At 75.4% G+C, this 17,189-nt stretch carries 17 protein-coding genes; 8 read left to right on the forward strand and 9 right to left on the reverse strand.

The features are described 5' to 3' along the window. Nucleotides 1–250 precede the first annotated feature (250 nt). Genes ABT118_RS16695 through ABT118_RS16705 form a run of 3 tightly spaced genes read left to right on the forward strand, consistent with a single transcriptional unit; the run spans nt 251 to nt 4,484 of the window. Complete coding sequence (locus tag ABT118_RS16695) at nt 251–1,708, forward strand: DUF4331 domain-containing protein (RefSeq protein WP_350669065.1); 1,458 nt, start codon at nt 251–253, stop codon at nt 1,706–1,708. After that, entirely contained in the window at nt 1,705–2,991 is a 1,287-nt protein-coding gene (locus ABT118_RS16700) for a tetratricopeptide repeat protein (RefSeq protein WP_350669066.1), read from the forward strand. Before ABT118_RS16695 ends, ABT118_RS16700 begins: the two co-directional genes overlap by 4 nt. Next, a complete protein-coding gene (locus ABT118_RS16705; RefSeq protein ID WP_350669067.1) occupies nt 2,988–4,484 on the forward strand; it encodes a nickel transporter in 1,497 nt (498 codons plus the stop codon). Before ABT118_RS16700 ends, ABT118_RS16705 begins: the two co-directional genes overlap by 4 nt. Here ABT118_RS16705 and ABT118_RS16710 read toward each other — a convergent pair. Beyond that, nucleotides 4,461–4,985 (reverse strand): DUF1990 domain-containing protein, encoded by a 525-nt coding sequence (locus ABT118_RS16710; RefSeq protein ID WP_350669068.1) that lies wholly within the window; start codon nt 4,983–4,985, stop codon nt 4,461–4,463. The two genes, ABT118_RS16705 and ABT118_RS16710, sit on opposite strands and share 24 nt — an antisense overlap. Beyond that, nucleotides 4,982–5,800 (reverse strand): YndJ family protein, encoded by an 819-nt coding sequence (locus ABT118_RS16715; RefSeq protein WP_350669069.1) that lies wholly within the window; start codon nt 5,798–5,800, stop codon nt 4,982–4,984. The genes ABT118_RS16710 and ABT118_RS16715 overlap by 4 nt, the downstream gene beginning before the upstream one ends. Before the next feature lie 109 nt (nt 5,801–5,909). Here ABT118_RS16715 and ABT118_RS16720 point away from each other — a divergent pair, with 109 nt between their 5' ends. Continuing rightward, nucleotides 5,910–6,050 (forward strand): hypothetical protein, encoded by a 141-nt coding sequence (locus tag ABT118_RS16720; RefSeq protein ID WP_350669070.1) that lies wholly within the window; start codon nt 5,910–5,912, stop codon nt 6,048–6,050. A gap of 14 nt (nt 6,051–6,064) precedes the next feature. Here ABT118_RS16720 and ABT118_RS16725 read toward each other — a convergent pair whose 3' ends face one another. Then, nucleotides 6,065–7,279: an NAD(P)/FAD-dependent oxidoreductase gene (locus ABT118_RS16725; RefSeq protein WP_350669071.1), complete on the reverse strand. Its 1,215-nt coding sequence runs from the start codon at nt 7,277–7,279 to the stop codon at nt 6,065–6,067. Between the two features lie 343 nt (nt 7,280–7,622). Between ABT118_RS16725 and ABT118_RS16730 the strand changes: the two genes are divergently transcribed. Continuing rightward, a complete protein-coding gene (locus ABT118_RS16730; protein WP_350669072.1) occupies nt 7,623–8,390 on the forward strand; it encodes a VOC family protein in 768 nt (255 codons plus the stop codon). A 16-nt stretch (nt 8,391–8,406) separates the two neighbouring features. Here ABT118_RS16730 and ABT118_RS16735 read toward each other — a convergent pair whose 3' ends face one another. Together ABT118_RS16735 and ABT118_RS16740 are read right to left on the reverse strand one after the other, a co-directional pair. Next, complete coding sequence (locus tag ABT118_RS16735) at nt 8,407–9,198, reverse strand: DUF2470 domain-containing protein (protein WP_350669077.1); 792 nt, start codon at nt 9,196–9,198, stop codon at nt 8,407–8,409. A gap of 59 nt (nt 9,199–9,257) precedes the next feature. Further along, on the reverse strand, nt 9,258–9,881 hold the full coding sequence (locus ABT118_RS16740) for a TetR/AcrR family transcriptional regulator (protein ID WP_350669078.1): 624 nt from the start codon (nt 9,879–9,881) through the stop codon (nt 9,258–9,260). Nucleotides 9,882–10,038: 157 nt separating this feature from the next. Here ABT118_RS16740 and ABT118_RS16745 point away from each other — a divergent pair, with 157 nt between their 5' ends. From ABT118_RS16745 to ABT118_RS16755, 3 genes are read left to right on the forward strand one after another with little or no spacing between them, the layout of a single operon-like run. Then, nucleotides 10,039–10,794 carry an SDR family oxidoreductase gene (locus tag ABT118_RS16745; RefSeq protein WP_350669079.1) on the forward strand — a complete coding sequence of 252 codons (756 nt, stop codon included), beginning with the start codon at nt 10,039–10,041 and terminating at the stop codon, nt 10,792–10,794. Further along, nucleotides 10,791–11,549, forward strand: a complete 759-nt coding sequence (locus ABT118_RS16750) for an SDR family NAD(P)-dependent oxidoreductase (protein ID WP_350669080.1) — start codon at nt 10,791–10,793, stop codon at nt 11,547–11,549. Before ABT118_RS16745 ends, ABT118_RS16750 begins: the two co-directional genes overlap by 4 nt. Nucleotides 11,550–11,554: 5 nt before the next feature. Then, nucleotides 11,555–12,520: an NADPH:quinone oxidoreductase family protein gene (locus ABT118_RS16755; protein WP_350669081.1), complete on the forward strand. Its 966-nt coding sequence runs from the start codon at nt 11,555–11,557 to the stop codon at nt 12,518–12,520. A gap of 94 nt (nt 12,521–12,614) precedes the next feature. Here ABT118_RS16755 and ABT118_RS16760 read toward each other — a convergent pair whose 3' ends face one another. From ABT118_RS16760 to ABT118_RS16775, 4 genes are read right to left on the reverse strand one after another with little or no spacing between them, the layout of a single operon-like run. Beyond that, complete coding sequence (locus ABT118_RS16760; RefSeq protein ID WP_350669082.1) at nt 12,615–13,688, reverse strand: acyl-CoA dehydrogenase family protein; 1,074 nt, start codon at nt 13,686–13,688, stop codon at nt 12,615–12,617. Beyond that, the gene (locus ABT118_RS16765; protein WP_350669084.1) at nt 13,685–14,851 is read right to left on the reverse strand and encodes an acyl-CoA dehydrogenase family protein; all 1,167 of its coding nucleotides are present in this window, start codon (nt 14,849–14,851) and stop codon (nt 13,685–13,687) included. Before ABT118_RS16765 ends, ABT118_RS16760 begins: the two co-directional genes overlap by 4 nt. Nucleotide 14,852: 1 nt before the next feature. After that, entirely contained in the window at nt 14,853–16,070 is a 1,218-nt protein-coding gene (locus ABT118_RS16770; protein WP_350669085.1) for an acyl-CoA dehydrogenase family protein, read from the reverse strand. A 2-nt stretch (nt 16,071–16,072) separates the two neighbouring features. Further along, nucleotides 16,073–17,101: a phosphotransferase family protein gene (locus ABT118_RS16775; protein WP_350669086.1), complete on the reverse strand. Its 1,029-nt coding sequence runs from the start codon at nt 17,099–17,101 to the stop codon at nt 16,073–16,075. Between the last annotated feature and the right edge of the window lie 88 nt (nt 17,102–17,189).

The raw sequence follows: 17,189 nt of genomic DNA on the forward strand, positions 1-17,189 counted from the left end.
GCTCGAAGGCTAGCGGTCGGCGAGGGCGATCCGTGTACGCATGGCACTTGAGAGGTACGGCCTGTGGCGGAAGTTGGGCCACCCGGGCGAATTGCGTGACACGTCCGTGGCAGTCGGCGGGCGCGGGGTGCACGAAGATCCACTCGGCCCTAGGTTTGCCCTGGCCGCCCGGCGACGGGCTGCCCTGTGCCGCCCAAGTCACGTTCCCTGTCGCGTATTTGGGAACGCCGTCGTGATCCCTGGAGCCGCAATGTCCGCATCCGCCGGTCCCCGCCGCCCGAGCCGCCGCCTCTTCCTCGGCGCCGCCGTCTCCACCCTGGCCGCCGCCTCGCTGGGCGGCCCGCTGACCGGCCGCAGCGAGGCCGGCGGGCACTTCGACTCGCCCGCCGTGTTCGCGGACGGCCAGGCCAACATCACCGACGTGTTCGCCTTCACCAGCCCGGACGACCACGACCAGGTGACCATCGTGGTCGACGCCCAGCCGGGCCAACTCCCCGGCGCGGGACCGCTGAACTACCCCTTCGCGACCCGGGCCCGGTACGAGGTCCACCTCGACGGCACCGGCGACGGGCAGCCGGACACCACCTACCGCTGGACCTTCCGCACCGAGGACCGACGCCTGTTCGGGGCCGGCCCGATCGCCCTCTCCCCGGTCCGCTCGCTCAAGGACGGCGCGCTGCTGTTCAAGCAGCGCTACACCTTGGAGCGGATCCGGGGCGGCCGGACCGAGACGCTGATCGCGGACGGCACCGCCGCCCCCACCCACACCGGCCTGGCCCTGATGCCCGACTACCGCGCGCTGCGCAGCGAGGCCACCCGCGACCTGCCCGGCGGCGGCCGCACCCTGGCCGGCCAGATCGCCGAGCCGTTCATCGCCGACAGCCGGGTCTTCGGCCTCTTCACCGTCGGCACCGTCGGCCCGGTGCCGGGCGCGCTGCCCGCCGCCGGACCGCTCTCCGCGCTGAACGTCGGCGCCCTGGTGCTCCAACTCCCCAAGCGCGAACTCGCCCTGAACGGCGACCCCGGGCGCAACCCGGTGGTCGGCGTCTGGGCCACCGTCTCGCGCGAGGGTGCCGACCTCTCCCGCGACCTGCGCGCCCAGGAGGCGACGTACCGTCAGATCGGCCGGCTCGGCAACCCGCACATCGCCTTCGCACTCTGGGGCACCTTCGCCGGGCTCTCCCGGCCCGGCGGCCCCGAGGACCGGTTCAACGCCCGGGCGGCCCATCTCGACCAGCAGGACCAGGAGTTCCTGGCCGCCGCGCTGGACCCGGCCCCGCCGCACCGGATCGAGGCGGCCCAGGGCTTCGCCGCCCCGCCCGGCCCGCGCACCGACATCCGGGCGCTCTTCCTCGGCGGTATCGGCGCCGCCAACGGCTCGCGGTTCGGCTTCGACCTCAACACCCAGACGATGAACGCCGACGCCGACCCGGCCGCCGTCCGCTGGTCCGACCAGCTGCGGCTCAACCTCACCACCCCGGTCAGCACCGACCCGCACCCGTACGGCGTACTCGACGGCGACCGTCAGGGCTACCCCAACGGCCGCCGCCTGAACGACGTGATCGACGTCCCGCTGCTGCGGATGCTGGAGGGCGAGCCCTCCGACCGGTCGGCCGCGCACCTGCTGCCGCCACCCAGCTTCGACTGGCAGCCCGCGCCCGCCTCGGACGTCTTCCCGTACGTCAACCTCCCGCACGCGGGCCCGTGATCCGCTGGCACGGGATCGCCGCGACGGTCGGCGGCGGGCTGCTGGTGCTGGCCTGCGCCGCCGGGCTGCTGGCGCTCGGCCCCGGTACGCCCGCGCCGCCGCCCGGCCGGGTGGCAGCGCCGCCACCGCCGGCCGACCGCCTGGCGGCGGCCCGCCAGGCCACCGAGGCCCGGCCCCAGGACGCCACCGCCTGGGCCGAGTTGGGCCTGGCCGCGGTCGACCGGGCCCGGACCACGCCGGAGGGCGGACAGCTGACGGAGGCCGCCCGGGCGCTGGCCGACTCGCTCGCGCTCCGACCGGAGCACAACTACGAGGCCCAGGTCGGCTCCGGCATGCTCGCCAACGCGCGCCACGAGTTCGCGGCAGCACGGGAGTTCGGCCGCAGCGCCACCACGATGGCACCGGACCGGGCCGCGGGGTACGCGGTCCTGGCGGACGCCGAGATCCAGCTCGGCGACTACCCGGCCGCCACCGCAGCCACCCAGCGCCTGCTCGACCTGGCACCCGGCTCGGCGGCGTTCACCCGCGCCTCGTACGACCTGGAGACGCACGGCAGGACCGGGGAGGCGGTGTTCGCCCAGGAACGGGCGCTGGAGCTGGCCGGGACCCCGGAGGAGCAGGCGTTCTGCGCCCACCGGCTGGGCGACCTGGCCTGGGAGCAGGGCGAGTTGGCCACGGCGGAGCAGCACTACCGGCACGCGCTGGCGCTCCGCTCCGACGACCGCTTCGCCGCCTTCGGGGCGGCCAGGACCGCCGCCGCGCTCGGCCGGACGGAGGAGGCGCTGCAGCGGTACGGCGAGCTGGTGGAACGGGCCCCGCAGCCGCAGTTCCTGCTGGAGCTGGCCGAGTTGCAGCTGGCCGCCGGACACCCGGCCGCGGCCCAACTGGCCGCCCTGGACGCCGAGGTCCGGCTGGCCACCGGCCCGGTGGACCTGGCCCTGGCCCGCTACCTGGCCGACCACGGCGACGCCGCGCAGGCCGTGCGGCTGCTCACCGAGGAGTGGGGGCGGCGGCGCAGCGTGCTGGTGGCCGAGGAGCTGGGCTGGGCACTGCACCGGGCCGGCCGGGACGGCGAAGCACTGCCGCACGCCCGGTTCGCGGTCGAGTCCGGCAGCGGCAGCGCCCTGAGCCGGTACCGGCTGGGCGCGGTCGAGCACGCCCTGGGGCTGCCCGGCGCGGACGACCTGCTGCGGGCGGTGCTGCGGAGCCACCCGCACTTCTCGGCCTACCACGCAGGGAAGGCACGGCAGTTGCTCGGAGCGCCCGGAGAGGGAGAACGATGAACCCGACCGCCCGCTGGCTCGCCGTCCCGGCCGTCGCGCTGCTGGCGCTCGCCCCGGTGAGCGCCGCCGCGCACCCGCTCGGCAACTTCAGCGTCAACCGGTACGACGGGCTGCGCCTGCTGCCCGACCGGATCGTGGACACCGTGGTGGTGGACACGGCCGAGATCCCCACCGCCCAGGACCGGACGGCCGCCGACCGCAACCGGGACGGCACGGTGGACGCCGAGGAGGCCGCCCTCCGGGCCGGGCAGCGCTGCGCCGAACTGGCGGGCGCGGTACGGGCGGTGGCCGACGGCCGGGAGCTGGCCTGGCAGCCGGTGTCCAGCGGTCTGAGCCACCGGCCGGGGGCGGCCGGACTCGCCACGGCCAGGCTCGGCTGCGAGCTGGTCGCGGCGGTCGACCTGACCCGGCCGGTCCGGATCTCGTTCCACTCCGGCGCCGACCGGGAGCGGCTGGGCTGGAAGGAGATCACGGCGGTCGGCGAGGGCGTCGCGCTGCGCGCCGCCTCGGTACCCCGGGAGAGCAGCAGCGACGCCCTGGACAGCTACCCGGCCGGATCGGCGGAGCAGCCGCTCGGCGTGGTCACCGCCGAGATCTCCGCCGACGGTCCGGCGGCCGCCTCCCGCTCGGGCGAGCGCCGCGGCGTGCCGCCGCTGGCGGTCGGCCTGCCGGCCCTCGGCGGGATCGAGCAGCGGCTCGCCTCACTCACCACCGCCCGCGACCTGACCGTCCCGGTCGGGCTGGCGGCGATCGCGTTGGCGCTCCTGCTCGGCGCGGGCCACGCCGCGCTGCCCGGCCACGCCAAACTCGCGGTCGCGGCCTGCCTGACCGGGACCACCGGCCCCCGGCGGGGCGGTGGAGTCCGGGCGGCGCTGGCGGTCGGTGCCACCGTGACGGTGACGCACACGGCGGGCGTGCTCGTGGTGGGCCTGGCCCTGACGGCCTCGACCGCCCTGGTCGGGGACCGGCTGCTGAGCCGGCTCGGACTGCTCGGCGGTGCGCTGGTCGCGGTGATCGGCGCCCTGCTGGTCCGCACGGCGGTGCGGACGCTGCGGGGCCGGGCCGACCACGGTGGCGGTGCGCCCGACCACGACCACGGTCACCACGAACACCACGGACACGACCACGGCGGCCACCACGACCACGGGCACGGCCATCGGCACGGTGGTCCCCATCTGCCCTCGCTCCTCGGTGTCGGGCTGGCCGGCGGCCTGGTGCCGAGCCCGTCCGCCCTGGTGATCCTGCTCGGCGCGGTCGCGCTGGGCCGGACGTCCTTCGGTGTGCTGCTGGTGCTCGGGTACGGCCTCGGCATGGCGCTCGCGCTGACCGCCGCCGGACTGCTGCTCTCCGGCGGCGGCACCCGGCTGGCCGGGCTGACCACCCGTCGGATCCCGGCGCTGCGCCGCCTGGTGCCGTACGGGAGCCTGCTGACCGCCCTGGTGGTGCTGGCGGTGGGGCTGGGGCTGGCGCTACGTGGCGCGGTCGGGGGCTGAGGCCAGCCGGCGGACCACCCGGCCGCAGTAGCGGACGTACTGCGCCTGGAGGGCGGGCAGCAGCGGCCCGCCCAGCCGGGTGTACCACCGGTCGGGCCGGCTGAAGGCGGTGACGGTGAACCAGACCGCCTTGTCGGGGCCCATCTCGACCACGAACGACTCCTCGCCGCGGGCCGGGTGGCCCGCTCCGGTGCCGTACGCGAAGCCGATCCGGTCCGGCTGGTAGACCGACCAGACCACCTCGGCGGGCGCCCCGATCCGGACCGGACCGAGGCCGATGGCGCAGACCAGCCGCACGCCCGGCTCGGCCCGCTCGGCGTCCACGGCGACCCGGATGCCGGTGCCCCGGTGCATCTGCCAGCCGGTCACCGCCCGGCCCGCCGCCTCCAGCACGTCCCGGCCGTGGCCGAGCAGCACCCGGTGGTGCAGGTGGTTGTAGCCCCGGGGGAGGTGGGCCGGGTCGGCGGTGGCACCGACCTCGGGGTAGTTGAGGGTGCTCATGCGGTGGACTCCTTGAGCCGGCGCCAGGCGAGCAGGGCACAGAGTGCGAAGCCGAGCGCGTTGCCGAGGCCGTGGGTGGCGGCCATCCAGGTCAGGGTGGGGTGGGTCAGGCCGGTGGCCTCGCCCAGCGCCCACCAGAGGGCGAGCAGCATGGTGACGACCAGGACGGCGGCCGAGCAGAGCAGCAGCCGGGCGGTCAGCCGGTCCGGGGCCCGGCGGCTGACGTCCCGCCAGGTGAGCAGGCCGACCAGCCACATCCCGGCGGTCAGCACCACCGCGCCGACCAGCTCGGCCCAGTCGTCGACGAAGTAGCCGGCCAGTACCAGCAGGGTGCCGACCGGGACGCTGAGCGCGGCGGGCCGGGCGGGTCCGGTGCCGACGGTGCGGCAGACCAGCCCGGCCACCAGGGCGGCAGTGAAGCCGGCGAAGTGGAAGTGCGGCACGGTCAGCGCCAGGATGTCGAGGTCGAAGCCGAACAGCTCGGTGCCCGAGCGCTCGGCGACCAGCGCCAGCCCGGCCACCGAGGGGGCCAGCAGCGCGGTCAGCGCCGCCAGCTCGGCCGGGGCGAGCGAGCGCCGCCGGGCCAGCCGGAGCGGGGCGAGCGCAGCGAGCGCGACGGTGGCCGCCGCGTAGACCGAGGCGAGCGCGGTGGCGGTGGTGCCGCGGGGGAGCCAGAGCGCGAGCGCTCCGGGCAGGGCGGCCAGCGGCCAGAGCCGGGCCAGGGCCCGGCTGCCCGGGCCGCCCAGCAGGCCCAGACCCATCGGCACCACGGCCAGCATGCCGAGCATCACGATCAGATCGACCAGTGCCGTCACGGCGGGACCCCCCACGTTGAACGCGTTCAAACTGCTTCGGGAGTGACTCTACGGCACTCCTGAACGCGTTCAATACCAGGGGGGCGCACACTGGGGGCAGGAGGACGCGATGTCGAAGATCCCGCTCATCTGCCCCCGCTGCGGACGCCCCCAGCGCGTCGTCCCCGGCGGCCCCGGCCACCCCGCCAAGGTGGTGCACGCCGACACCGGCCGGGAGGCGTGCGAGCCGACCGGGCCGGGCGAGGACTGACCCCGGCTACCTGTTCAGCCGAGTCCGACCCGGTCCAGCGGTACGGCCGGGTCGGCCAGCCGGTCCGGGTCCACCGGGCGTCCGGAGCGGACCAGCTCCCGGATCGGGTCGGTGACGTCCCAGATGTTGACGTTCATCCCGGCCAGCACCCGGCCGCCGTCGAGCCAGAAGGCGATGAACTCGCGGGCCGCCCGGTCGCCCCGGAAGACCACCCGGTCGAATCCGCCCGGCTCGACGTAGCCGGTGTACTCCATGCCCAGGTCGTACTGGTCGGTGAAGAAGTACGGCACCCGGTCGTGCACCGCGTCCTGCCCGAGCATCGACCGGGCGGCGATCCTCGGCTGGTGCAGGGCGTTGGCCCAGTGCTCGACCCGGACCGGTCGGCCGAACAGCGGGTGGAAGGCGTTCGCCACGTCGCCCGCCGCCCAGATGTCCGGCGCCGAGGTGGCCAGGTGCCGGTCGGTGCGGATGCCGTTGCCGACCTCCAGGCCGGCCGCCTCGGCCAGCTCGGTGTTCGGGGTGATCCCGATGCCGACCACCACCGCGTCCGCGGCCACCAGCTCGCCGTCGCCCAGCCGGACGCCGTCCCCGGTCACCTCGGTCACCTGGACGCCGAACCGCAGCTCCACCCCGTGCGCCCGGTGCAGCGCGGCGAACACCTCGGCCGCCTCCCGCCCGAGCACCCGCAGCAGCGGCAGCTCGGCCGACTCCAGCACGGTCACCGCGGCCCCGGCCTCCCGGGCCGCGGCCGCCACCTCCAGGCCGATCCAGCCCGCGCCGATCACCACCAGCCGCGCGCCCGGCCGGATCGCGGCCTTGATCCGCTCGCTGTCCTGCACGGTGCGCAGGTAGTGCACCTGCTCGCCGTCCGCGCCCGGCACGGTCAGGCGGCGGGGCGAGGAGCCGGTGGCGAGCAGCAGCTTGGCGTACCCGAGCCGGTGCCCGTCCGACAGGGTGACGGTGTGTCCGGCCGGGTCGATCGCGGTCGCCCGGAGGCCGAGCCGCAGGTCGACCCGGTGCTCGGCGTACCAGTCGGCCGGATGGACGTAGATCTTCTCCCGGGCGGCCTTGCCCATCAGGTAGCCCTTGGAGAGCGGCGGCCGCTCGTACGGCCGCTCCTCCTCCGCGCCGATCAGCGCGATCGGCCCCTCGTAGCCCTCCTCGCGCAGCGTCTCCACCGCCTTGGCCCCCGCCAGGCCCGCTCCCACGACGACGTATCCGTTCTCCATCGCGGCTCCTCTCGTCGGCCCCATCACACCCCGAGGGTCTGCCCACCGCGAGGCGAAACACCCCTGTCGCCGCTCCCATGTCCAGGGCCTCTTTTTCGGATCACGTCGGGCGGCCGCCGCCGGGGCACGCGCCCTCCTCGCCCGGCAACGGGCAGGAGGGGCCCTTCGCCGGCTTCTCGTCGGTCGCCGATGCTCCGCATGGACTCTCCCCCAGCCTCCGGCCGGGAGGTGCCCCCTTCTCGGCGCCGCCGAGGCACGCACCCCAACGACGCCCGCTCATCCGACGTGATCCGAAAGAGAGGCCCTAGGCTGAGCTGTGCCACGACCGGAAGGAAGGGCTCCGATGAGCGAGCAGACCGCGACCGTGCGCTGTGTGCCGGCCGCCCCGTGCTGGGTCAGCCTGCTGGCCCACGACCCGGTGGCGGCCCAGGACTTCTACGGGCCGCTGCTGGGCTGGACGTTCGAGGACGGGATGCACGGCTGGGGCCCGTACCGGCGGGCCGTGGTCGACGGCGTCGAGGTGGCCGGGATCGCGGTCAGCGAGGGCGAGTGGCAGCCGCCGGTCGCCTGGACCACCTTCTTCGGGTCCGAGAGCGCGGACGACACCACCTCCCGGGTCCGCGAGCGGGGCGGCACGGTGGCGATCGGCCCGCTCGCCTTCGACGCCGGGAGGATGGCGCTCGCCTCGGACCTGTCCGGCGCCGCCTTCGGCATCTGGGAGGGCGACCTCGGGTCCAGGACCTGGGTCGGCTCGCCCGGCGCGCCGGTCTGGATCGAGCTGCGCACCGCCGACCCGTTCCAGGCCGCACTGTTCTACGGCGAGGTCTTCGACTGGGACAAGCGCGACCCGGCCCGGTTCGAGGTCAGGTACGAGCACGAGCGGGTGGTGCTGCGGGCGGACGGCCGCAGCGTGGCCGCGCTGCGCCGGGCCGAGGACGTCGGGGCGCACTGGGAGGTCTTCTTCTCGGTGACCGACACCGACGCGGCCGTCCGCCGGGCGGTGGAGCTCGGCGGCGCGACCGAGGGGCCGGCCACCGACACCCCGTACGGGCGGGTGGCCCGGCTGCGGGACACCGAGGGCGGGCTGTTCTCGGTGATCACTCCGAGCTGAACGACTCCGAGCCGAATCAGGGCGTGCGGACCTGGGCGAACAGGCGGTGCATGGCCTCGGGGAGCTCCTCCGGCCCGGTGACCGGGCGGTGGAACTCGAACCGGGCGTCCAGCACCCGGTCGCCGGCCAGCAGCCGGACCCGAAGGCCGAACCGGTCGAGCGCGACCGGCCGCACCTCGGGGCCCTCGTGGCCGGGCCAGGACCGGGGGCCGGCCGGGTGGTCGAGGGCCTGGGCGCCGAGCAGGGCGAGCTGGTCGGCGTGGGCCGCGGCGAGGTGCTGGAGGATGACCGGCTCCTCGCCGGCCAGCGGGTCGGTGGCGGCCCGGCCGAAGGCGGCCAGGTCGACGCAGCACTCGGCGCCCCAGAGGTCCTCGATTGAGAGGTGGTCGGCGTCGAAGCGCAGCAGCGCGTACCGGCCGGCGGCGCGGCGCGGGAACAGTCCGTCGAGCACCTCGGTGGCGGCGGGCGGCAGTGCGGTCAGGCGGCCGTGCACGGTGGCCCGGCCGCGGATCCGGTGCGGCATTGCGACCGGGGCGACGTCGACCGCCTCCAGCAGGCCGGCGATCTCGTCCGCGCGGGAGACCGAGGCGATCCGGCAGAGCGGGGAGTCCTGCTCGACCAGGACGGCCAGCGCCCCGTCGGGGAGCACGGCGCAGGCCACCAGGGGCGGGATGCCGGGCCGGTGGGCCAGGTCGATGCCGGGGACGTCGAGGATCACCGAGGAGCCGAACTCCAGCAGCGTGCGGGCCCGCTCGGCCGGGGTGGGCACAGGTCCGGCCGGGATGGGCAGGGCAGGGCTGTCGGGCATCCGTCCTCCTCGTTAGGTAAGGGGAGCCTAACCTAAGTGGCGGGGAGGGGGAAGGCCTGTCAGCCGTCGGCGCCCAGCATCCGCAGGACCAGCACGCCGTACCGGCGCCCCAGCTCCTCCGGGGTCTCGCTGCTGCGGTCGGTGTACCAGCGGGAGACGTCGATGCCGAGCGAGGTGACCGCGCGGGCGGCGGTGCGGACGTCCTGCACCTCGAACGACCCGGCCGCGACCCCGGCCTCGATGATCCGGCGGACGGTCTCCTCGATCCGGCGCCGCAGCTCGGCCACCACCGCGAAGTCCTGCTCGGGCAGCGCGTGCAGCTCGTGGTTGACGATCCGTCCGACCGTGTGGCCGTGGGCGTGCCAGCGGGTGAACTCCTCCACCAGGCGGCGCATCTGCTTGACCGGCGGGAGGTCGGCGGCGGCCGCCTGCTCGACCAGGTCGAGGGTGGCCTGGTGGCCGGTGCGGCTGATCTCGGAGAGCAGGGCGGACTTCGAGGAGTAGTGGATGTAGAGCGCGGCCGGGCTCATCCCGGCGGCGGTCGCGATGTCGCGGGTGGTGGTGGCGTGGTAGCCGCGCCGGGCGAAGGACTCCACCGCCGCGAGCAGCAGCCGCCGGGCGGCCTCGGTCCGCTCGCCCGGAGCGCCTGCGGGCCAGAGGTCGGCGGTGGCTCGGTCGTTCATATCGTCATCCTCCCAGACGCGCTCGACCTGCTCGGCGGGGCCGCGTGACGGTTGACAGTGTGACCCGGCGCCAACATGCTAAGCAAGCGCTTAGTCACCCGCCCGGGCCGGGCCCGTGGCGGGCGGCCCTGGTGAACCCCTGTGGAGAGGACGGACGATGGCACCCTCGTTCAAGGACCGGGTGGCCCTGGTGACCGGCGCCAGCCGCGGCATCGGTCTCGGCATCGCACGCGAACTGGTCGAGCGCGGCGCCCGGGTCTGCGTCACCGCCCGCAACCCCGAACCGCTCGCCGAGGCGGTCCGCGAGCTGGGCGGCCCCGACCACGCGATCGCGGTCGCGGGCAAGGCCGACGACCCCGCGCACCAGGCCGAGGCGGTGGCCCGCACGATGGAGGCCTTCGGCCGGCTCGACCTGCTGGTCAACAACACCGGCATCAACCCCGCGCTGGGCCCGGTCCTGGACATCGACCAGGGCGTCGCCGCGAAGATCCTCGCGGTGAACGTCCTCGCCCCGCTGGCCTGGACCCGGCTCGCCCACGCCGCCTGGATGGGCGAGCACGGCGGCGCGGTGGTCAACGTCGCCTCGGTCGCGGGCATCAGGTCCTCGCTCGGCATCGGCATGTACGGCGTCTCCAAGGCCGCCCTGATCCGGCTCACCACCGAGCTGGCCGCCGAACTCGGCCCCGCCGTCCGGGTGAACGCGGTCGCCCCGGCCGTGGTCAAGACCCGGTTCGCCGAGGCGCTGTACGAGGGCCGGGAGGAGCAGGTCGCCGCCGCCTACCCGCTGAAGCGGCTCGGCCTGCCGGAGGACATCGGCGGCGCCGTCGCCTTCCTGCTCTCCGACGACGCGGCCTGGATCACCGGCCAGACCCTGGTGGTGGACGGCGGCGTCACCCTCGGCGGCGGGCTGTGAGCCCGCTCGGCGTGGTGGTCACCGGAGCCGGCCACGGCATCGGCGCCGCGCTGGCCGGGGCGTACGCCGCCGCCGGGGCCCGGGTGGTGGTCAACGACCTCGACGCCGAAGCCGCGCAGGCGGTGGCCGCCCGCATCGGTGCGGTCGCGATCCCCGGTGACGCGGCCCGCCCCGCCGCGCTGATCGGCGCCGCCCGTAAGGAGCTCGGCGCGATCGACGTCTACTGCGCCAACGCCGGGATAGCCCCGGTCGGCGGCGCGGACGCGGACCCGGCGGCCTGGGCCTCGGCCTGGGAGGTCAACGTGATGGCCCACGTCCGGGCGGCCGAACTGCTGCTGCCGGACTGGTTGGAGCGGGGGCAGGGCCGGTTCGTCGCGACCGTCTCGGCGGCCGGGGTGCTCACCATGCTCGGCTCCGCGCCGTACGCGGTCAGCAAGCACGGGGCGCTGGCCTTCGCGGAGTGGCTGGCCGCGACCTACCGCCACCGGGGCATACGGGTGCACGCGGTCTGCCCGCAGGGGGTCAGGACCAGGATGCTGGAGGAGTCCGGCGAGGCCGGACAACTGCTGCTGGCGGAGCGGGCGTTGGAGCCCGAGGCGGTGGCGGCCGAGGTGCTGCGGGGGATCGCGGACGAGCGGTTCCTGATCCTGCCGCACCCCGAGGTGGCCGGCTTCTACGCGACCAGGGCGACCGAGCCCGACCGCTGGCTGGACGGGATGAACCGGCTGCAGCGGGCACTTGAGACGAAGGAGTGAGCGCGATGCGGGCATGGCAGGTCGGCGAGACGGGCGAGCCCGGAGCGGTGATGCGGCTGGCCGAGGTGGAGCAACCCTCGCCCGGTGACGGGCAGTTGCTGGTACGGGTGCTGGCGGCCGCGGTGAACTTCCCGGACGCACTGATGTGCCGGGGGCACTACCAGGTGCGGCCGCCGCTGCCGTTCACCCCCGGGGTGGAGCTGTGCGGCGAGGTGGTCGGCGGCGAGCGGGCCGGGGAGCGGGTGATCGGGACGCCGCTGCTCCCGGCCGGGGCCTTCGCCGAGTACGCGCTGATGGACGGCCGGGCGGCGTTCCCGGCACCGGTCGCACTGGACGACGCCGAGGCGGCGGCGATGCACATCGCCTACCAGACCGCCTGGTTCGCGCTGCACCGGCGGGCGGCCCTGCGGGCCGGGGAGACCCTGCTGGTGCACGCGGCGGCCGGCGGGGTCGGCAGCGCGGCGGTCCAGCTCGGCAAGGCGGCCGGGGCGACGGTCATCGGCGTCGTGGGCGGGCCCGAGAAGGCCGTGGCCGCAAGGGAGTTGGGTGCCGACCTGGTGATCGACCGGCGGGCCGAGGACTTCGTGGCGGTGGTCAAGGAGGCCACCGGCGGACGGGGCGCGGACGTGGTGTTCGACCCGGTCGGCGGGGACGCCTACGCCGGCTCGGTGCGGTGCATCGCGTTCGAGGGACGGATCGTGGTGGTCGGCTTCGCGAGCGGCAGCATTCCGGCGCCGGGGCTCAACCACGCGCTGGTGAAGAACTACTCGGTGCTGGGGCTGCACTGGGGGCTGTACGGCGCGCGGGAGCCGGCGGCGGTGCTGGCGGCGCACGCGGAGCTCGGCGCACTGGCGGGCAAGGGCGTGGTGCGGCCGCTGGTGAGCGAACGGGTGCCGCTGGCCGGCGCCGCCGACGCCGTGCAGCGGGTCGCGGACGGGCTGACGACGGGACGGGTGGTCGTGCTCCCCTAGCCGGGCCCGGGGTTGGCCGCACCTGGGGGTGTGGCCTTTCCGGTGGTTGGCGTCGCCGTTCCCCGAGCCCCGGACGGGACTCGGGGAACGGCTGTCAGATCGGCAGGTCGACCAGTGCCGCCAGGGTGTTGCGGTGGTGGCCCGGGGTGCCGAGGGCGAGTTGGTCGGCCTTGGCGCGCTTGAGGTAGAGGTGGGCCGGGTGCTCCCAGGTCATGCCGATGCCGCCGTGGAGCTGGACGCACTCCTCGGCCGCGCGGACGGCCAGGGCGCCGCAGTGGGCCTGGGCGACCGCGACCGCGACGGCCGTGTCCGGACTGTCGGTGGCCAGGGCGTCGGCGGCGTAGCGAGCTGCGGCCCGGCCGCCGACGGTCTCCAGCCAGAGGTCGGCCAGGCGGTGCTTGAGCGCCTGGAAGGAGCCGAGCGCCCGGCCGAACTGCCGACGCTCCTTCAGGTACGCCACCGTGGTGCCCAGGCACCACTCCGCGATGCCCAGCTGTTCGGAGGCCACCAGCCCGGCGCCGGTCAGCAGGGCCTGCCGGACCGGCTCCTGACCGTCCGCCAGCAGCCGTCCGGGGGCGTCCGCGAGGGTGAGGTCCGCGAGCTGCCGGGTCAGGTCGAGCGAGGTCCGCCGGGTCACCGTGACGGCGGCCGCCTCCACCGCGTACAGGCGGCCCCCGGCCGGGACCAGCAGGACGTCGGCGGGCAGGGCGTCCGCCACCGAGGTGATCCGGCCGGTCAGCCGGCCGCCGGGGCCGACCGCCACGGCGGGCAGGGGTGCGCCGGGGGCGGTGGAGAACGGCACCGCGAGGGCGGCGGTCCGGCTCCCGTCGGCCAGCGCGGGCAGCAGCTCCCGGTCGCCGGCGGCCAGCAGCGCGGTCACGGCGAGCACCGCGTGGCCGAAGTACGGGACCGGCGCGACCGCGCGCCCCAACTCCTCCAGCACCACGGCGACTTCGCGGATCGAGGCGCCGGCACCGCCGTCCCGCTCCGGGATCTGGAGCCCGGCTGTGCCCAGCCCGACCGCCAGGCTGTGCCAGAGCGGGCCGTCGTACGGCTCCGGGCCCTCGCAGCGGGCCAGCACCGCCGACGGCGGGCAGTGGTCGGTGAGCAGGGCCCGGACGCTGGAGCGGAGTTCCTCCTCGATCTCCGAGTAGAGCAGATCGCTCATCGGGGCAGCTCCTTCCACGGCAGGTCCTTGTCGGTGCGGGGTTCGGCGGGCAGGCCGAGGACCCGTTCGGCGATCACGTTGCGGAGGATCTCGGAGCTGCCGCCCTCGATCGAGTTGCCCTTGGCGCGCAGGTAGCGGTACCCGGCCTCGCGGCCGGTGAAGTCGACCACCTCGGGGCGGGTCATGGTCCAGTCGTCGTAGCCGAGGCCCTCCTCGGCGTGCAACTCGACGTCCAGGCCGCTGAGTTCCTGGGCCAGCCGGGCGAAGGCGAGCTTCATCGCCGCCCCCTCGGGGCCGGGCTGGCCCGAGGCCAGCTGCTGGCGCAGCCGCTCGCCGGTCAGCCGGACCACCTCGGCGTCCAGCCAGCCCCGGAGCAGCCGCTGGTGCAGCTCGTGGGTGCGCAGCTCCGGCCGGCTGCGCCAGGTCTCGGCCACCACGCCGATCATTCCGCCCTCGCGCGGGGCGGCCTGGCCGCCGATCGCCATCCGCTCGTTGTTGAGCGTGGTCTGGGCCACCTGCCAGCCCTCGCCGACGGCGCCGAGCCGGTGGCGGTCGGGGATCCGGACGCCGGTGAGGAACACCTCGTTGAACTCGGCCTCGCCGGTGAGCTGGCGCAGCGGCCTGACCTCGACGCCGGGGTCGGTCATGTCGCAGACGAAGTAGCTGATGCCCCGGTGCTTGGGCACGTCCGGATCGGTCCGGGCGAGCAGGATGGCCCAGCGGGCGGTGTGCGCGATCGAGGTCCACACCTTCTGGCCGTCCACCACCCAGTCGTCGCCGTCCCGGACCGCCCGGGTGCCGAGCGCGGCCAGGTCGGAGCCGGCGCCGGGCTCGCTGAACAGCTGGCACCAGACCTCCTCGCCGGTCCACAGCGGGCGCAGGAAGCGCTGCTGCTGCTCCTCGGTGCCGTAGCGCAGGATGGTCGGGGCCGCCATGCCGAGGCCGATGCCGATCCGGCGCGGGTCGTTGCCAGGTGCGGCGGCGGCTGCCAACTCGGCGTCCACCACGGCCTGTTCGGAGCGCGGCGCGCCGAGCCCGCCGAGGCCGGGCGGGAAGTGCACCCAGGCCAGCCCGGCGTCGAACCGGGCCCGGAGGAAGGTGAGCCGGTCGCCGGCGGGGTCGTGCGCGTCGAGCAGGGCGCGGGTCCGGTCCCGGACGTCCATCTCATGCCTCCCGGTAGCGCTTGAGTTCGCGGCGGGCCAGCGACCGCCGGTGCACCTCGTCCGGCCCGTCGGCCAGCCGCAGGGTCCGGTTGCCGGCCCAGAGCTGGGCCAGCGGGGTGTCCTGGCTGACCCCGGCGGCGCCGTGCGCCTGGACGGCCTTGTCGAGCACCCACTCGGCCATCGCGGGCACCGCGATCTTGATCGCCTGGATCTCGGTGTGGGCCCCCCGGTTGCCGGCCGTGTCCATCAGCCAGGCCGTCTTCAGCACCAGCAGCCGGGCCTGCTCGATCCGTACCCGGGACTCGGCGATCCACTCCTGGACCACCCCCTGGTCGGCCAACGGCCGTCCGAACGCCACCCGTTCGGTGACCCGGCGGCACATCAGCTCCAGCGCCCGCTCGGCCACCCCGATCGCCCGCATGCAGTGGTGGATCCGGCCGGGGCCGAGCCGGGCCTGGGCGATGGCGAAGCCGGAGCCCTCCGGGCCGATCAGGTTGGCGGCCGGCACCCGGACGTCCTCGAACAGGATCTCGGCGTGCCCGCCGTGGTCGGCGTCGCCGTACCCGAAGACGGTCATCCCGCGCCGGACGGTCACCCCGGGGGTGTCGCGCGGCACCAGGATCATGCTCTGCTGGCGGCGGGCCTCGGCGGCGGGGTCGGTCTTGCCCATCACGATGAAGATCCGGCAGTCCGGGTTCATCGCCCCGGTGATGTACCACTTGCGGCCGTTGACCACGTACTGGTCGCCGTCGCGCTCGATCCGGGTGGTGATGTTGGTGGCGTCCGAGGAGGCCACCTCCGGCTCGGTCATCGCGAAGGCGGACCGGATCTCGGCGTTCAGCAGCGGCTCCAGCCACTGCTTGCGCTGGGCCTCGTCGCCGAACTGGGCCAGCAGCTCCATGTTCCCAGTGTCCGGCGCGGCGCAGTTCAGCGCGGCGGGGGCCAGCAGTACCGAACGCCCGGTCAGCTCGGCCAGCGGCGCGTACTGGAGGTTGGTCAGGCCCGCGCCCGCCTCCCCGGGGAGGAAGAGGTTCCACAGTCCGCGCGAGCGGGCTTCGCGCTGGAGCTCGCGCACCACCGGCGGGATCGACCACTGCGGCCGGTCCGGGTCGGCGAGTTGGGCCGCGAGCACCGCCTCGGCCGGGTACACCGCCTCTTCGAGGAAGGCCAGCAGCTGCCCGCGCAGCTCCTCGGTCCGGGCGTCGTAGGAGAAGTCCACGGTCAGTGCTCCTTCAGCGAGGTGAGGCCGAACTGCACGAAGAGCGGCACGAGTTCGCCGACCCGGTCGAACCCCGGGCCGACCGTGCGGCCCTGGCCGAACCGGTAGTGGATGCCCTCCAGCACCACGGCGAGCTTGAACGAGGCGAAGCCGACGTACCAGCCGAGCCGCGCCACGTCCCGCCCGGAGCCGTCGGCGTACCGGCCGACCAGCTCGGCGGTGCCGGGGAAGCCGGGGGCGAGGGCGGCGCCGGGGAGCACGCCGTCGTACCGGCGGGCCAGTTCGGTGTACATCACCAGCAGCCCGAGGTCGGTGAGCGGGTCGCCGAGGGTGGACATCTCCCAGTCCAGCACGGCGGTGATCCGGTCGCCCGGGCCGACCAGCACGTTGTCGAGGCGGTAGTCGCCGTGCACCACGGTCGGGGCGGGGGAGTCGGGCAGGCGGTCGGCCAGCGCCTGCCGCAGCTCGGCGATGCCGGGCACCTCCCGGCTCCGGGACGACTCCAACTGCCGCTCCCAGCGCCTGAGCTGACGCTCCAGGAAGCCTGCGGGCCGACCGAAGTCGGCCAGTCCGACGGCCGCCGGATCGACCGCGTGCAGCGCCACCAGGGTGTCCACCAGGTGCAGCCCGAGGCCGTGCACCCGCTCCGGGCCGAACGCCGCCAGCACCGCCGGGTCCCGGTGCGGGGTCCCTGCGACGTGCTCCATCAGGTACCAGGGCGCGCCGAGCACGGTGTCGTCCTCGACCAGCAGCAGCACCTCGGGCACCGGCACGGCGGTCGGCCGCAGCGCGGCCAGCACCCGGTACTCGCGGGCCATGTCGTGCGCGGTGGCGAGCACGTGCCCGAGCGGGGGCCGGCGGAGCACCCAGGTGCGGGCGCCGTCGGTGACCCGGTAGGTGAGGTTGGACCGCCCGCCCTCGATCAGCTCGGCCCGCAGCGGTCCGCCGACCAGGCCCGGCAGCGCGGCGTCCAGGTGCACCCGGAGCCGGGCCGGGTCGAGACCGGGCGGGCCGGGGTGGTCATCGCTCATGGAAGGTCCTCACGGGAAGTCCGGATGGCTGACTAAGCGCTTGCTTAGCATTGCCCGCCGCCCTGCCGCTGTCAACGCTCCCCGCGCA

The sequence above is a fragment of the Kitasatospora sp. NPDC002040 genome, from assembly GCF_040296785.1.
Taxonomy (GTDB): domain Bacteria; phylum Actinomycetota; class Actinomycetes; order Streptomycetales; family Streptomycetaceae; genus Kitasatospora.

Excerpts from the sequence above, each read along its gene's own strand:
- ABT118_RS16695 (WP_350669065.1), top strand. The coding sequence starts at position 251 with ATGTCCGCATCCGCCGGTCCCCGCCGCCCGAGCCGCCGCCTCTTCCTC.
- ABT118_RS16705 (WP_350669067.1), top strand. The coding sequence starts at position 2,988 with ATGAACCCGACCGCCCGCTGGCTCGCCGTCCCGGCCGTCGCGCTGCTG.
- ABT118_RS16710 (WP_350669068.1), bottom strand. The coding sequence starts at position 4,985 with ATGAGCACCCTCAACTACCCCGAGGTCGGTGCCACCGCCGACCCGGCC.
- ABT118_RS16720 (WP_350669070.1), top strand. The coding sequence starts at position 5,910 with ATGTCGAAGATCCCGCTCATCTGCCCCCGCTGCGGACGCCCCCAGCGC.
- ABT118_RS16725 (WP_350669071.1), bottom strand. The coding sequence starts at position 7,279 with ATGGAGAACGGATACGTCGTCGTGGGAGCGGGCCTGGCGGGGGCCAAG.
- ABT118_RS16730 (WP_350669072.1), top strand. The coding sequence starts at position 7,623 with ATGAGCGAGCAGACCGCGACCGTGCGCTGTGTGCCGGCCGCCCCGTGC.
- ABT118_RS16735 (WP_350669077.1), bottom strand. The coding sequence starts at position 9,198 with ATGCCCGACAGCCCTGCCCTGCCCATCCCGGCCGGACCTGTGCCCACC.
- ABT118_RS16740 (WP_350669078.1), bottom strand. The coding sequence starts at position 9,881 with ATGAACGACCGAGCCACCGCCGACCTCTGGCCCGCAGGCGCTCCGGGC.
- ABT118_RS16745 (WP_350669079.1), top strand. The coding sequence starts at position 10,039 with ATGGCACCCTCGTTCAAGGACCGGGTGGCCCTGGTGACCGGCGCCAGC.
- ABT118_RS16755 (WP_350669081.1), top strand. The coding sequence starts at position 11,555 with ATGCGGGCATGGCAGGTCGGCGAGACGGGCGAGCCCGGAGCGGTGATG.
- ABT118_RS16760 (WP_350669082.1), bottom strand. The coding sequence starts at position 13,688 with ATGAGCGATCTGCTCTACTCGGAGATCGAGGAGGAACTCCGCTCCAGC.
- ABT118_RS16765 (WP_350669084.1), bottom strand. The coding sequence starts at position 14,851 with ATGGACGTCCGGGACCGGACCCGCGCCCTGCTCGACGCGCACGACCCC.
- ABT118_RS16775 (WP_350669086.1), bottom strand. The coding sequence starts at position 17,101 with ATGAGCGATGACCACCCCGGCCCGCCCGGTCTCGACCCGGCCCGGCTC.